Below are 12,788 nucleotides of genomic sequence, written 5' to 3'. Positions count from 1 at the left end.
GTGACATCGCCTCCCTCCCCCCTGCGCCTCGATCTCGATGGGGCTGCGCTCGTCGCCAACTGGCGGTGGTTCGCGGCGCGTGCCGGCCGGGCGGCGTGCGGCGCGGCGGTGAAGGCGGACGGCTACGGGCTCGGCGCGCGTGACGTGACGCGGCGGCTGGCAGAGGCAGGGTGCCGCGATTTCTACGTGGCGACGTGGGGCGAGCTCGATGCGCTCGGGCCGCTGCCGGCGGAACTGGGCGTCTCGGTGCTGCACGGTGTGCGCGCGGAGGATATGGACGCGGCGCTCGCCTCCACCGCGCGGCCCGTACTCAACACGCCGGCAATGGTGGCGCGGTGGCGCGAGGCGGCGGGCGGGCGGCCGTGCGACGTGATGATCGATACCGGCATGAACCGGCTGGGCCTGACCCCGGAAGAGGCGCGATCGGGTCTGCTCGACGGGCTGGTGATCGACACGCTGATGAGCCATCTGGCCTGCGCCGACGAGCCGGAGAGCGCACTGAACGAGCGCCAGCTGTTCGTGTTTCGCGGGCTGAAGGGGGCGATCCCGGCGCGGCGCTACAGCCTGGCCAATTCGGCGGGCGTGTGTCTCGGCCAGCGGTACGCGCTCGATCTCGTGCGGCCGGGGCTGGGCCTCTACGGCGGCACGCCGGGGCCGGCCGCGGCGGGGCGGCTGGCCCAGGTGGTGCGGCCGCATGCGCAGGTGGTGCAGGCGCGCAGCGTGCCGGCGGGTGCCACGATCGGCTACGGCGCCACCTTCACCGCCCCGCGCCCGATGCGCGTGGCGATTCTGAACCTCGGTTATGCGGACGGCTATCTGCGGGCCTTCGGCGGCAACGGCCATGCGCTGGCGGGCGGGGTGGCCTGCCCGCTGGTCGGCCGCGTCTCGATGGACCTGATCGCCATCGACGTGACGGACGCACCGGATACGGGCGAGGGCGACTGGCTGGCGCTGGCCTACGACCTGCCCGCCGCGTCGCAAGCGACCGGGCTGTCGCAATATGAGTTGCTGACAGGGCTCGGCCGCCGCTATCTGCGCCGATGGACATGATGGGTTCGCGTATCGGCACCGCCGCTTTCGCTTTTTTCGCCGGCATCGGCACCGTGGCGATCGGGCTGCTGGCGGCGATCGGGCGGGTGACGGCGTTCGCGCTCACCACCATCCGCCGCGCGCTGACGCCGCCTTATTATCCGGGCAAGCTGTTCGAGCAGATCCTGCATATCGGCTGGTTCTCGCTGCCGGTGGTGTGCCTGACCGCGATCTTCACCGGCGCGGCGCTGGCGCAGCAGACCTTCACCGCCGGTTCGCGCTTCAACGCCTCGTCCACCGTGCCCGGCATCGTGGTGATGGGCATCGTGCGCGAACTGGGGCCGGTGCTGGTGGGGCTGATGGTGGCCGGCCGGGTTTCTTCCGCAATGGCGGCGGAACTGGGCACGATGCGCGTAAGCGAGCAGCTCGATGCGATGACGACGCTGCGCACCGACCCCTATCGCTACCTGATCGGCCCGCGCCTGTTCGCCTCGGTGCTGGCGCTGCCGGTGCTGGTGCTGATCGCCAATTGCCTCGGGATCCTCGGCGGCTATCTGATCGCGGTGTACAAGCTGGGCTTCAACGCCACCAACTACCTCACCATCTCGCGCAACTTCCTGGAGTGGGACGACGTGGCGATGGCACTGGTGAAGGCGGGGGTGTTCGGCTTCTTCATCGCGCTGATGGGCTGCTACTACGGTTTTCGCGCCACCGGCGGTGCGGCCGGCGTGGGCGATGCCACCCGCACGGCGGTGGTGTCCGCCTTCATCCTGATCCTGCTCTCCAACCTGCTCATCACCGTGACGGCCTTCGGATGAGCGTTCCCAAGATCGAGATGCGCGACGTCACCAAGGCGTTCGGCGGCAACAAGGTGCTCGACGGCGTCAACCTGACGATCGAGCCGGGGGAATCGATGGCGATCATCGGCCAGTCCGGTTCGGGCAAGTCGGTGTCGCTCAAGTGCATCCTCGGCCTCGTCCAGCCGGATCGCGGCTCCATCCTCGTCGATGGCGAGGAGGTGGTCGGCACGCGCGGCGCGGCGATGACGCGGATCCGCTCGAAGTTCGGACTGTTGTTCCAGGGCAGCGCGCTGTTCGATTCGCTGCCCGTGTGGCGCAACGTGACGTTCGGCCTGACGCGCGGGCGCAACCGCGAGCCGGCGAAGATGCGGATGATCGCGCAGGAGAACCTCGAGCGCGTCGGGTTGGATGCGCGCGTGCTGAACCTGCGCCCGAGCGAGCTTTCCGGCGGCATGCAGAAGCGCGTGGCGCTGGCCCGCGCGATCGCGCCGCGCCCCGAGATCATCTTTTTCGACGAACCGACCACCGGCCTCGATCCGATCCGCGCCGATGTCATCAACGACCTGATCGTCAGTCTCGTCGACGATCTCGGCGTCACCGCGCTGACGATCACGCACGACATGGCCTCGGCGCGCAAGATCGCCCACCGCGTCGCCATGCTCTACCAGGGCCGGATCATCTGGCGCGGCCCGCGCGACCGGCTGTACGATTCGGGCAATCCCTATGTCGACCAGTTCGTGCAGGGGCGTGCGGTGGGGCCGATCAGCTAGCAGGATCGGCCGAACCGATCATTCTGAGCGACTTTTCGCGTTGGCGCGGCGTTTCAGCCGTCCCTACATTCCGCGCATCAGAAAAGGAGCTACCGATGCTGGGACGTGAAGTACCGAACGTGACCCTGAAGACCCGTATCCGCGACGAGGCCGTCGAGGGGCCGAATCCGTTTCGCTGGCAGGACGTGAACACCGGCGACCTGTTCAAGGGGCGCCGCGTCGTCGTGTTCGCGCTGCCGGGCGCCTTCACCCCGACCTGCTCGACCGAGCAGTGCCCGGCCTATGAGCGCGTGTACGACGACCTCAAGGCCGCCGGCGCGGACGACGTGTTCTGCCTTTCGGTGAACGATGCGTTCGTGATGTTTCAGTGGGGCAAGAACCTCGGCCTCAAGAACGTGAAGCTGCTGCCGGACGGTTCGGGCGATTTCACCCGCCGCATGGGTATGCTCATCAAGAAGGATCACCTCGGTTTCGGTGATCGTTCGTGGCGCTATTCGATGGTGGTGGACGACGGCAAGGTCGTCGCGTGGTTCGAGGAACCGGGCATCAATGACGATGGCTCCGACGAGGATCCCTATGGTGTCAGCGCGCCCGACCATGTGCTTGAGTGGCTGAAAAACAACCAAAACTAGATTAGGATCGGCCGGCCGCGTTGTTGCGCGGCCGGAACCGTGTTCTCTCGCCACGGGTTGTCCTGCCGAATGATTTCTTGTTCGACAGGATACCCCGATGGCCAGCAGACCCCTGGACGAGGACCGCAACGGCGGCAGGTCCCAGTTCCTCACCGACAGTTTCCAGCGCGGCCTCGCCCACTGGAATCGCGAACGTCTCAAGCCCGCCTTCCCCACCGACGACTGGCAGAAGCTGCTCGACCGTGACATGCGAATGCAGCGGCTCGAGGGCGGTTTCCTTGAGGAACTGCGTGCGGAGGTGAGTTGCGAGGCTGCTGCCGTGCCGACCGACGCCGACGGTTTCGTCGCATGGTTCGAGGCGTTGAAGGATGTCGGCCCGGGGCAGGGCGACATCCTGTTCCCATGGATCGGCGAGACGGCCACCCGCGAGCAGATCCGCTGGTTCTTCGAGCAGGAGGCGGCCGGCGAGGCCGGGTTCGACGATCTGGTCGCCATGACGCAGGTGAAGATCCCCGCGCAGGCCAAGCTGGAGCTGGCACGTAACTACTGGGACGAGATGGGGCGTGGCAATCCGAAGGGAATGCACGGTCCGATGCTCGACCAGCTCGTCGAGATTCTAGACGTGGACCCGGTGATCGAGAACACCGTCTGGGAAAGCCTGTCGTTGGCCAACGCGATGACGGCGATGGCGACGAGCCGTCGGTATGCATGGCACTCGGTAGGCGCGCTGGGCGTGATCGAACTGACCGCGCCGGGCCGGTCGGCTGCGACCGCCGCCGGCCTGCGCCGGATCGGCCTGAGCGATCGCGAGCGGCGTTATTTCGATCTGCATGCGGTGCTGGACGTGAAGCATAGTGCGGACTGGAACCGAGAGGCATTGCGCCCGCTCGTCAGCGAGGATCCGCGCCGCGCGACGGCGATCGCGGAAGGTGCACTGATCCGCCTGCGTTGCGGCGCGCGCTGTTTCGATCGCTACCGCGCCGAGCTCTGGGGCTAGAGGCCGGGTCCGACCGTCGGCGGCTTGGCGCGCGAACGTCGTTTCCGGGTGGGAGCGGGGGGGAGGACAATCGCCTGCCGCAGCCATTCCGCCATGGGTTCCCACAGCAGGCTGCGTGCCCGGCCCCCCACGATCATGCCGACATGGCCCAGCCCCAGCGACAGGCCGGTCCCGATTCCGGCGGCGCTGGCTGCGGGCACGATCCGGTCGGTGGTCGAGACGATATCGAGGACCGGGCAGGCGAGGCGTTCCGCCACCACGGGCGACCCGCCGACCTGCCACACCCCGCGCCCGGTTTCGTCCGCCCCGACGAAATCGTGGATCAGCCCCCGCCCGGCCGCATAGGTGAGCGGCGGGCCGTCATTCGCCCAGTCCTCCAGCGCGATGAAGCCGGGGATCGCCGCGGGCGGCATTGCGCCGCGCCCGAGGCGCTCGAACTTGGCGACGGTCTTGGACGGGTCCAGCTGCCAGAAGCTCGTCTGCAACACCTCCATCGGCAGTACGCCGAGCGCGGTGGCCGCCGGCTCTGCGTGGCGCCACAGGTCGGCCAGCCCGGTCCGGGCCGCCTCGGTGAAGCCCGAGAAGCGCCAGGGTGCCGCGATCAGCACGAGGGCCGAGACATCCGCGCGGGCCGCCGCGGCGAGCGCCATCGTGCCCCCCAGGCAATAGCCGACCAGCGCCGGTCGCCCCCCGATCGCGGCGATCAGCGGCAGCAGATAGCGTTCGACATGCCCCGCGATGGTCAGGTCGCGCTCGTCCGGCGCGGGGCTTTCCCAGTCGAGCAGCAGCGGGCGCAAGCCCTGTCCCGCCAGCCAGCGCAGCAGGGAATTGTCCTCCGCCAGATCGAGTACCGAGGGCGGGTTTATCAGCGAGGGCACGACGATCACCGCCGGCCCGCTGCCGCCATAGTCGCGTAGCGCGACCCGGCCGACGCGCGCCGCCACCGGCATCGGCGGGGGCGGCGGCAGGCGGGGTGCCTCCTGATAGAGCCTCAGCCCGCGCAGCGCATCGCGCAGGCGCCCGGGCGATGCTGCGGTTTCGCTGCGCACAAGTTCAAGGAACAGGGGAAGCGGCCGGGGCTTGTGTTGCGATGCGGCATTGGCCTGTGCTACCGTTTCAGTTCGACGTGAAAGGGACTGCGCAGTGGCTAAATCTTCTGGCGGATCGGGAACGGTCATCATCAAGAAATACGCCAATCGCCGGCTCTATAATACCGAAACATCGAGCTACATCACGCTGGAGCATCTGGCGGCGATGACCCGCGAGGGCCGCGACTTCAAGGTGATCGACGCCAAGTCCGAGGACGACATCACCCACAACGTGCTGACCCAGATCATCATGGAGGAGGAGAACCGCGGCCAGACGATGCTGCCCGTCAGCGTGCTGCGCCAGCTCATCTCGCTCTACGGCGACTCGATGCAGTCGATGGTGCCGCAGTATCTCGAGGCGTCGATGGATGCGTTCCGCCGCAACCAGTTGCAGTTCCGCACCGCGATGGAGGGGGCGTTCACCGGCGGCCCCTTCGCCGAGCTCGCCAAGCGCAACATCGAGATGTTCGAGGCGGCCACCAAGGCGTTCAAGCCGCCGGTCGCGGGCACCGAGGATGCCGGCGACACCACGCCCGCCACGGGTGCCTCCACCTCGGACGAGATGGCGGACCTCAAGGCCCAGCTCGCCGGTCTCCAGTCGAAGATCGACAAGCTGGGCAGCTGAGGCGCCTCAGCGCGCCGGCTTGACGAACTTCAGCGTCATCCGGTCACTCTCGCCGATCGCCACGTAGCGCGCGCGGTCCGCCTCGCCCTGGCTCAGCGACGGGGGCAACGTCCACACCCCCTTCGGCCAGTCGGCGGTGTCCTTCGGATTGGCGTTGACCTCCGATTCGCCGGCCAGCCTGAAGCCGGCCGCCGTCGCCAGCCGGATGACGGTGGACCGCTTGATGTAGCCGCTGTTCTTCTCGCGCGCCGCGTCCGCCGTCTCGGGCAGGCGGTGATCGACCACGCCCAGCACACCGCCCGGCTTCAACGCGCGGTAGAAATCGGCGAAGGAACGGGCGGCGGCCTCGTCGCCCGACATCAGCAGGTTGTGGACGTTGCGGAAGGTAAGCACCGTATCGGCGGTGCCGGCCGGCGCGATCGCCGAGGGCCTGGCCGGATCGAACGTCGTCACGACCGCCTTGCCGAACCGCGCGGGGTTGCCGGCGAGCAGCTTCAGCGTGGCGTCGCGATACTTGCCGGGGGGCTGGGTTGCGGCGATGTAGCGGCCCTTCGCGGCCAGCAGCGGTGCCAGGATTTCCGTATACCAGCCGGCGCCGGGCCAGATCTCCACCACCGTCTGCGTGGGCGTCACGCCGAAGAAGGCGAGCGTCCCGGCGGGGTGGCGATACATGTCGCGCGCGCGGTTGGCGGGCGCCCGGGCGGGGCTGGCGACGGCCTGCGCGACGGTGGCGGGGGGCGACAGCGGCGTGACGGCCTGCACGCCGGCCAGAGGGGCCAGCAACGCGGCGGCAAGCGCAAGGCGCCTCGAAAGGGTGAAGGACATCGTGGCGCTCCGTTCTATGATCGGCCCGGATGATGCGGATGTGGTGAGCGACATGCAAGGTTTCCTGTGGATCGCGGCGGCGACCTCGGCGGGGATCGCCGGGGGCGCCGCGCTGGCGGACCGGCGCCGGATGCGACGGGTGGATCGCGATCGTGTGGGGTGGGTGCCGTGGGGCGGCATCCTGCTGACCGCGCTGTTCGTGTCCGCGATCAGCGTCGCGCTTGCGATCAAGGGGTGAGGTGCGCGGCGGACAGGCAACGGTCTACGCCCCCTTGACCCGGTCCGACCCCGCCACGACCAACGTCTAATTGCCGGCTGCCCCTGACCCGACCTATTCCGAAGCCACTGGACTGGCCGGTTTTCGGGGCAGGAGCAATCATGATGATGAACGCACTCTCGACCGGCATGGACGACGCCGTCGTCCAGTCACTGCTGCGCGATGCCTATGTCGGATCTGCCCGGGTGACGCCGGTGGAGATCGAGATGCTGCTGGCCCGGCTGGACGGCTGGAGCGAAACCCCGGCGCGGCGCAAGACCACCACCCGCTGAACCACATTCCGGCCTGACGGAGGTCAGCCGACGTCTGGCAGGCCCAGCCGGCGAAACTCGATCACCGGGCAGCGATCCACCACCACCTTCAGGCCGGCGGCCTCGGCGCGGGCGGCGGCCGCTTCGTTGATCACGCCGAGTTGCATCCACACCGATTTCGCGGACGCCGCGATCGCGGCGTCCACCGCCTCCCCGGCGGCGTTTGGACGGCGGAAGATATCGACCATGTCGATCGGCTCGCCGATCTGCGCCAGTTCCCGCCAGACATATTCGCCATGGACATGTTCGCCGGTGATCTGCGGGTTGACCGGCAGCACGCGATAGCCGCGATCCTGCAGGAACTTCATCACGCCGTAGCTCGGCCGGTCGGGTCGGTCGGAGGCGCCGACCATCGCGATGGTGCGGGTTTCTGCCAGCAGCGCGGCAATGTCGGCATCGGACGTGATCGGCATCGGGAACTCCTCTCGGGCCACGTGATCCGGCAGCGGTGCGTGGCATGTTCGGAGAGTCAGAACCGTTGAGCGGGCGCAGGGTTCAGCCAGCCGAGCAGATGGCCGGCGATGTCGAGAAACGGCTGGGCGTGCGCCTCGCCCCCGGCGGCGGGCGGCGTGCCCGCATCCGATGCCTTGCGGATCGCGATCTCCAGCGGGATGCGGCCGAGGAACGGCAGCCCCATTGCCGCCGCCGCCGCCTCGCCCCCGCCCGCGCCGAACGGATCGCTGATCGCGTGGCAGTGCGGGCATTCGTACCCGGCCATGTTCTCCACCAGCCCGATGATCGGCACGGTGGACTGGTTGAACAGGTCGATCGCGCGGGTGGCGTCGATCAACGCCAGATCCTGCGGGGTGGAGACGATGATCGCCCCCTTGGGCTTGTGCTTCTGGATCAGCGAGAGCTGGATGTCGCCGGTGCCGGGCGGCAGGTCGACGATCAGCGTGTCCACCTCGCCCCAGTGCGCATCGACGAGCTGGCCCAGCGCATTGCCCGCCATCGGCCCGCGCCATGCGATCGCCTGCCCCGGCTTCACCAGATGCGCCATCGACAGCATCGGCACGCCGAACGACGTGGGCACCGGGATCATCTTCTGGCCCTCGGCCTCGGGGCGCATCCCCTCGGTCGCCATCAGCCGCGCCTGCGAGGGGCCGTAGATGTCGGCGTCGATAAGCCCCACCTTCGCCCCCAGCCGCTTGAGCGCGACGGCCAGATTGGCCGAGACGGTGGACTTGCCGACCCCGCCCTTGCCGCTGCCGACCGCGATCAGCCGGCGCGCCTTCTTCTCCGCCGTCATCGCCACGCGCACCGCCGACACGCCGGGCACGGTGAGGAGCGCGGCCTTGATCGCACCTTCCAGCGCCTCGCGGGCGGCGGTGGAAAGGCCGGTCACGTCGAGGATCACGCTGGCAGTGGCTTCGGCCATGCGCGGGGGGGCGGCACGGCCGCTGGCGACGAGCCCCTTGCCGGAGATCGGATCGGCGACCGAGTCCAGGGCGGCGGCGAGGGCATCGTTGCTGGTCATGATCGCGTCGCATATCCCCCATGCAAGGCAATGACACTGTTTTTCCGTCCGCCGCCTCCTATAAAGGGAGTATGAAAACGGATCCCGGTCGGAAAGAAACGGTCATCGCGATGTTGAACGAGAGTGGCGGCGGGCCGTGGGGCGGTGGCGGCGGCTCCGGTTCCGGCGGCTCGGGCGGTTCTGGTGGCGGCGGCAACAATGGTGGCGGCGGGGATGGTCTCGGCCCGCGCAACCCGTGGAGCCAGCCGCCGCGCAAGCGCCCGGCCGGCGGCGGCGGGCCGACCGCACTCGACGAACTGCTCAAGCGCGGTCGTGCACGTTTCGGTGGCGGGGGCGGCGGATTTTCCGGCGCGCCCAACCCGGCGATCTGGAAGTGGGCGGTGGGGGCGTTCGTGCTGCTGTGGATCGTCTTCACCAGCTTCCACACGATCGGCCCGCAGCAGCGCGGCGTGGTGACGCGGCTGGGCAACTATGCCGGCACGCTGACGCCGGGCCTGCGCTTCACCCTGCCCGCGCCGATCGATCTGGTGCAGCGGCTGGACGTGGACGACATCCGCAACATCGACATCGGTTCTACCGCCGAAAGCGCGCAGAATCTGGTGCTGACCGGCGACCAGAATATCGTCGACCTCGCCTATTCGGTGCGCTGGAACATCCGCGACCCGGAACTCTACCTGTTCGAATTGGCCGACCCGGACGACACGATCCGCGAAGTGGCCGAAAGCGCCATGCGCGAGCAGTTGGCGCGGGTGACGCTGAACGACGCGATCGGCCCGCAGCGCAGCCAGATCGAGGCGCGCGTGGCCGAGCGGATGCAGGAGCTGCTCGACAGCTACCGTGCCGGCGTGGCCGTGCAGGGCGTCGCCATCAAGCAGGCCGATCCGCCGGCGGCGGTGAACGACGCCTTCAAGGAGGTGTCCGCCTCGCAACAGCAGGCGCAGTCCTATCTGAACGAGGCACGCGCCTATGCGCTCCAGCTGACGGCCAAGTCGCAGGGTGAGGCAGCGGCGTTCGACAAGGTATACACCGAGTACAAGCTTGCCCCGGAAGTGACCCGCAAGCGCATGTATTACGAGACGATGGAGAAGGTGCTGGCCAAGACCGACAAGACCATCGTCGAGGCTCCGGGCGTGACGTCGTACCTGCCGCTCGGCCAGCTGCGGCCCGGTGCCGCTACCGGATCGAACACCTCCACCACGACGGCGACGGCGGGAGCGGCCAAGTGAGCGTAACCGAAAAGCTGTTCCGCAACCCGATCGCGTGGGCATTGCTGGCGATCGCGCTCGTCCTGCTTGCCACCAGCGTGTTCGCGGTGGTGCCCGAGACGAAGCAGGCGCTGATCGTGCGGGTGGGCGAACCCAACCGCATCATCAACCAGTATCGCCCGAACGAGGAATTCGGCCACACCGGCGCCGGGCTGATCGCGCGCATCCCGTTTCTCGAATCGATCGTGTGGGTCGACAAGCGCGTGCTCGATTTCGACATGCAGCGGCAGGCCGTGCTGTCCACCGACCAGTTGCGGCTGGAGGTGGATGCCTTCGCCCGTTACCGCATCGTCGATCCGCGGCGCATGTTCGTGTCGGCCGGCAGCGAGCGGCGGGTGGGCGAGGCGCTGAAGCCGATCCTCGGTTCCGCGCTGCGCAACGAACTGGGCAAACGCCCGTTTGCCGCACTTCTCAGCCCGGAACGGGGGGAGGTGATGGACAATATCCAGAACGCGCTGTCCCGCGTCGCTCGTCAGTATGGCGCCGAGATCGTCGACGTGCGGATCAAGCGTGCCGACCTGCCGGACGGCACTCCGCTGGAAAGCGCGTTCGAGCGGATGCGTACCGCGCGTCAGCAGGAGGCGCGGTCGATCCTGGCCGAGGGCGCAAAGCAGGCACAGCTGATCCGCGCGGATGCCGATGCCAAGGCGGCGCGCGTCTATGCCGAAAGCTTCGGCAAGGATCCGGGCTTCTATGATTTCTACCGGGCGATGCAGTCCTATCGGGTCAGCTTCGGTACCGACGGGATCGAGGCACCCGGCACGTCGTCGGTCATCCTTTCGCCGAACAACGAGTATTTCAAGGAGTTCAGCGGTCGGCGCTGAACGGACCCTTTTCCATTCAAGACGGGTTCAGCCGTGCATCGGCAGGGCCGACCGGAATAGAACGCCAGGAGATTGCCATCGTGCGTTATGCCTATGCCATTACCGCCGCCATGCTGGCCGGTGGCGCCACTGCGACCATGGTGCTGCAATCGCCGGTGGGGGCGCAGGTAGCGCAGAACGCACCCGGCACGATCGCGGCTTCCGCGCCGCGCCCGGGCGCGCCCCTGAGCTTCGCCGATCTGGCGGCCAAGTTGCAGCCCGCGGTGGTCAACATCTCCACCACGTCGCGCGTGCCGGTGGCGCAGGGGAACGGCAATCCGTTCGCCGGCACCCCGTTCGGCGACCTGTTCGGCCAGTTCGGCCAGCGCGGTGACCCCGACAACGGCGGCCGCCCCGCGACGCGGGAGGCGACCTCGCTCGGCTCTGGGTTCATCATTTCGGCGGATGGTTATGTCGTCACTAACAATCACGTGATCTCGGGCGGCCCCGCCGCACGAGGCGCCACCGCGCCGACGGTGGACTCGATCACCGTGACGCTGCCGGATCGCAAGGAATACAAGGCGCGGCTGGTCGGGCGCGACGTCGTCTCCGATCTGGCGCTGCTGAAGATCGAGGCGAAAGGCCTGCCGTTCGTCACCTTCGGCGACAGCACCGCCACGCGCGTGGGCGATTGGGTCGTCGCGATCGGCAACCCGTTCGGCCTCGGCGGCACGGTGACGGCGGGCATCGTTTCGGCACTCCACCGCAACATCGGCCTTGGCGGCGCCTATGACCGCTACATCCAGACCGACGCCTCGATCAATCAGGGCAACTCCGGCGGCCCGATGTTCGATCTGCAGGGCAACGTGATCGGCATCAACACCGCGATCTTCTCGCCGACCGGCGGCAATGTGGGCATCGGCTTCGCCATTCCGGCGGAGCAGGCGCGGCCGGTGATCGAGGCACTGAAGGGTGGTGGCAAGATCAAGCGCGGCTATCTCGGCGTCGGCATCCAGCCGATGACGGAGGATATCGCCGCCGGTCTGGGCCTGCCCAAGGACAGCGGCGAGATCGTGGCGCGGGTGGAGCCGGGTGAGGCCGCGGCCCGTGCCGGCATCCGCCAGGGCGACGTGATCGTGAAGGTGAACAACAAGATCGTCACCCCCGACAACACGTTGAGCTACATCGTGGCGAACACGCCCGTCGGCTCGCGCGTGCCGATCGAACTGATCCGCGAGGGCAAGCGCCAGACACTGACCGCCGTGGTGGGCGAGCGCCCGCCGGAGGACCAGCTTGCCGCCGCCGCCGGGGGTGACGACGATGACGACGCAACGCCGGGCGGGCCGGGTCAGGGGGCACAGTCCACCCGCGACTCGATCGGTCTCGGCCTGCAGGCGCTGACGCCGGAAATCGGTCGGCAGCTCGGTGTGCCGGCTACCGTTCGCGGCCTTGTGGTGTCCTCGGTCGACGGCAGCAGCGATGCCGCCTCCGAAGGCATCCAGCGCGGCGACGTGATCGTCTCCATCAACCAGCGGCCAACGCTGACGGTGGCTGACGCGACCGGCGCGATTAACGCGGCCAAAGCGGCCGGGCGCGGTACGGTGCTGCTGTTCGTCCAGCGCGGCGCGGGTGCGCCACGCTATATCGGCGTGAAGATCGGCGCGAAATAAGGAGTGCCGTCGCCCTGTCGCTCATGTCGATGAGCGGACGGGCGACGGCCTGTTCCGACAGGCGGTGACGCTCCGTCGCGACGGGCTTCATAGGCATAGTCCGTTGCTGGGGATCTGCGGGCGGGGGCATGGGGGGTCGGGCGATGGCGGGCGAAACGGGCATTTTCATCGGGGCCACCGCTGACGGGCAGCCGCCGACGCTCAAACTGCGCCGCGCCA

Annotated in this window: 15 protein-coding genes; 11 read left to right on the top strand and 4 right to left on the bottom strand. The window is 68.5% G+C overall.

What is annotated here, in order from left to right:
* The 5 genes from alr to FOY91_RS18225 all read left to right on the top strand — a co-directional run.
* Positions 1-1,050: alanine racemase (gene alr / locus FOY91_RS18245; protein ID WP_338062103.1), on the top strand; the 1,050-nt coding region annotated here is incomplete at its 5' end.
* Positions 1,050-1,847: an MlaE family ABC transporter permease gene (locus FOY91_RS18240; protein ID WP_145154991.1), complete on the top strand. Its 798-nt coding sequence runs from the start codon at positions 1,050-1,052 to the stop codon at positions 1,845-1,847. The genes alr and FOY91_RS18240, both read left to right, overlap by 1 nt.
* Positions 1,844-2,599, top strand: coding sequence for an ABC transporter ATP-binding protein (locus FOY91_RS18235; RefSeq protein ID WP_145154985.1), 756 nt, complete (start codon positions 1,844-1,846; stop codon positions 2,597-2,599). Before FOY91_RS18240 ends, FOY91_RS18235 begins: the two co-directional genes overlap by 4 nt.
* Before the next feature lie 95 nt (positions 2,600-2,694).
* A complete protein-coding gene (locus FOY91_RS18230; RefSeq protein WP_145154983.1) occupies positions 2,695-3,231 on the top strand; it encodes a peroxiredoxin in 537 nt (178 codons plus the stop codon).
* A gap of 97 nt (positions 3,232-3,328) precedes the next feature.
* A complete protein-coding gene (locus FOY91_RS18225; protein WP_145154981.1) occupies positions 3,329-4,228 on the top strand; it encodes an iron-containing redox enzyme family protein in 900 nt (299 codons plus the stop codon).
* On the opposite strand, the gene FOY91_RS18220 is transcribed toward FOY91_RS18225, so the two are convergent.
* Positions 4,225-5,277 carry an alpha/beta hydrolase gene (locus FOY91_RS18220; RefSeq protein WP_238995786.1) on the bottom strand — a complete coding sequence of 351 codons (1,053 nt, stop codon included), beginning with the start codon at positions 5,275-5,277 and terminating at the stop codon, positions 4,225-4,227. The genes FOY91_RS18225 and FOY91_RS18220 overlap by 4 nt on opposite strands.
* A gap of 94 nt (positions 5,278-5,371) precedes the next feature.
* Between FOY91_RS18220 and phaR the strand changes: the two genes are divergently transcribed.
* Complete coding sequence (phaR, locus tag FOY91_RS18215) at positions 5,372-5,941, top strand: polyhydroxyalkanoate synthesis repressor PhaR (protein WP_145154979.1); 570 nt, start codon at positions 5,372-5,374, stop codon at positions 5,939-5,941.
* A 6-nt stretch (positions 5,942-5,947) separates the two neighbouring features.
* On the opposite strand, the gene FOY91_RS18210 is transcribed toward phaR, so the two are convergent.
* Positions 5,948-6,766 (bottom strand): class I SAM-dependent methyltransferase, encoded by an 819-nt coding sequence (locus FOY91_RS18210; RefSeq protein ID WP_145154977.1) that lies wholly within the window; start codon positions 6,764-6,766, stop codon positions 5,948-5,950.
* 43 nt (positions 6,767-6,809) lie between these two features.
* On the opposite strand from FOY91_RS18210, the gene FOY91_RS18205 reads away from it, so the two are divergent.
* Together FOY91_RS18205 and FOY91_RS21810 are read left to right on the top strand one after the other, a co-directional pair.
* On the top strand, positions 6,810-7,004 hold the full coding sequence (locus FOY91_RS18205; RefSeq protein WP_420822894.1) for a hypothetical protein: 195 nt from the start codon (positions 6,810-6,812) through the stop codon (positions 7,002-7,004).
* A 140-nt stretch (positions 7,005-7,144) separates the two neighbouring features.
* The gene (locus FOY91_RS21810; RefSeq protein ID WP_162527279.1) at positions 7,145-7,315 is read left to right on the top strand and encodes a hypothetical protein; all 171 of its coding nucleotides are present in this window, start codon (positions 7,145-7,147) and stop codon (positions 7,313-7,315) included.
* A 23-nt stretch (positions 7,316-7,338) separates the two neighbouring features.
* Here FOY91_RS21810 and FOY91_RS18200 read toward each other — a convergent pair whose 3' ends face one another.
* Entirely contained in the window at positions 7,339-7,767 is a 429-nt protein-coding gene (locus tag FOY91_RS18200; RefSeq protein ID WP_145154975.1) for a CoA-binding protein, read from the bottom strand.
* 56 nt (positions 7,768-7,823) lie between these two features.
* Entirely contained in the window at positions 7,824-8,831 is a 1,008-nt protein-coding gene (locus FOY91_RS18195; RefSeq protein WP_145154973.1) for an Mrp/NBP35 family ATP-binding protein, read from the bottom strand.
* A 110-nt stretch (positions 8,832-8,941) separates the two neighbouring features.
* On the opposite strand from FOY91_RS18195, the gene hflK reads away from it, so the two are divergent.
* The 3 genes from hflK to FOY91_RS18180 all read left to right on the top strand — a co-directional run bounded on the left by hflK (position 8,942) and on the right by FOY91_RS18180 (position 12,569).
* Complete coding sequence (hflK, locus tag FOY91_RS18190; protein ID WP_145154972.1) at positions 8,942-10,057, top strand: FtsH protease activity modulator HflK; 1,116 nt, start codon at positions 8,942-8,944, stop codon at positions 10,055-10,057.
* Positions 10,054-10,920 (top strand): protease modulator HflC, encoded by an 867-nt coding sequence (hflC, locus tag FOY91_RS18185; protein WP_145154970.1) that lies wholly within the window; start codon positions 10,054-10,056, stop codon positions 10,918-10,920. The genes hflK and hflC overlap by 4 nt, the downstream gene beginning before the upstream one ends.
* Positions 10,921-11,000: 80 nt before the next feature.
* Positions 11,001-12,569 (top strand): Do family serine endopeptidase, encoded by a 1,569-nt coding sequence (locus tag FOY91_RS18180; protein WP_145154968.1) that lies wholly within the window; start codon positions 11,001-11,003, stop codon positions 12,567-12,569.
* The last annotated feature ends 219 nt before the right edge of the window (positions 12,570-12,788 follow it).

The sequence above is a fragment of the Alterirhizorhabdus solaris genome, assembly GCF_007785815.1.
GTDB classification, from domain to species: Bacteria; Pseudomonadota; Alphaproteobacteria; order Sphingomonadales; family Sphingomonadaceae; genus Alterirhizorhabdus; species Alterirhizorhabdus solaris.
This window is presented reverse-complemented; position numbering and strand designations above follow the sequence as displayed.

Bases quoted from the DNA above. Each gene is read 5' to 3' on its own strand.
- FOY91_RS18195 (WP_145154973.1), bottom strand. From the start codon at position 8,831: ATGACCAGCAACGATGCCCTCGCCGCCGCCCTGGACTCGGTCGCCGAT.
- hflK (WP_145154972.1), top strand. From the start codon at position 8,942: ATGTTGAACGAGAGTGGCGGCGGGCCGTGGGGCGGTGGCGGCGGCTCC.
- FOY91_RS18225 (WP_145154981.1), top strand. From the start codon at position 3,329: ATGGCCAGCAGACCCCTGGACGAGGACCGCAACGGCGGCAGGTCCCAG.
- FOY91_RS21810 (WP_162527279.1), top strand. From the start codon at position 7,145: ATGATGATGAACGCACTCTCGACCGGCATGGACGACGCCGTCGTCCAG.
- FOY91_RS18200 (WP_145154975.1), bottom strand. From the start codon at position 7,767: ATGCCGATCACGTCCGATGCCGACATTGCCGCGCTGCTGGCAGAAACC.
- FOY91_RS18210 (WP_145154977.1), bottom strand. From the start codon at position 6,766: ATGTCCTTCACCCTTTCGAGGCGCCTTGCGCTTGCCGCCGCGTTGCTG.
- FOY91_RS18235 (WP_145154985.1), top strand. From the start codon at position 1,844: ATGAGCGTTCCCAAGATCGAGATGCGCGACGTCACCAAGGCGTTCGGC.
- FOY91_RS18240 (WP_145154991.1), top strand. From the start codon at position 1,050: ATGGGTTCGCGTATCGGCACCGCCGCTTTCGCTTTTTTCGCCGGCATC.
- FOY91_RS18230 (WP_145154983.1), top strand. From the start codon at position 2,695: ATGCTGGGACGTGAAGTACCGAACGTGACCCTGAAGACCCGTATCCGC.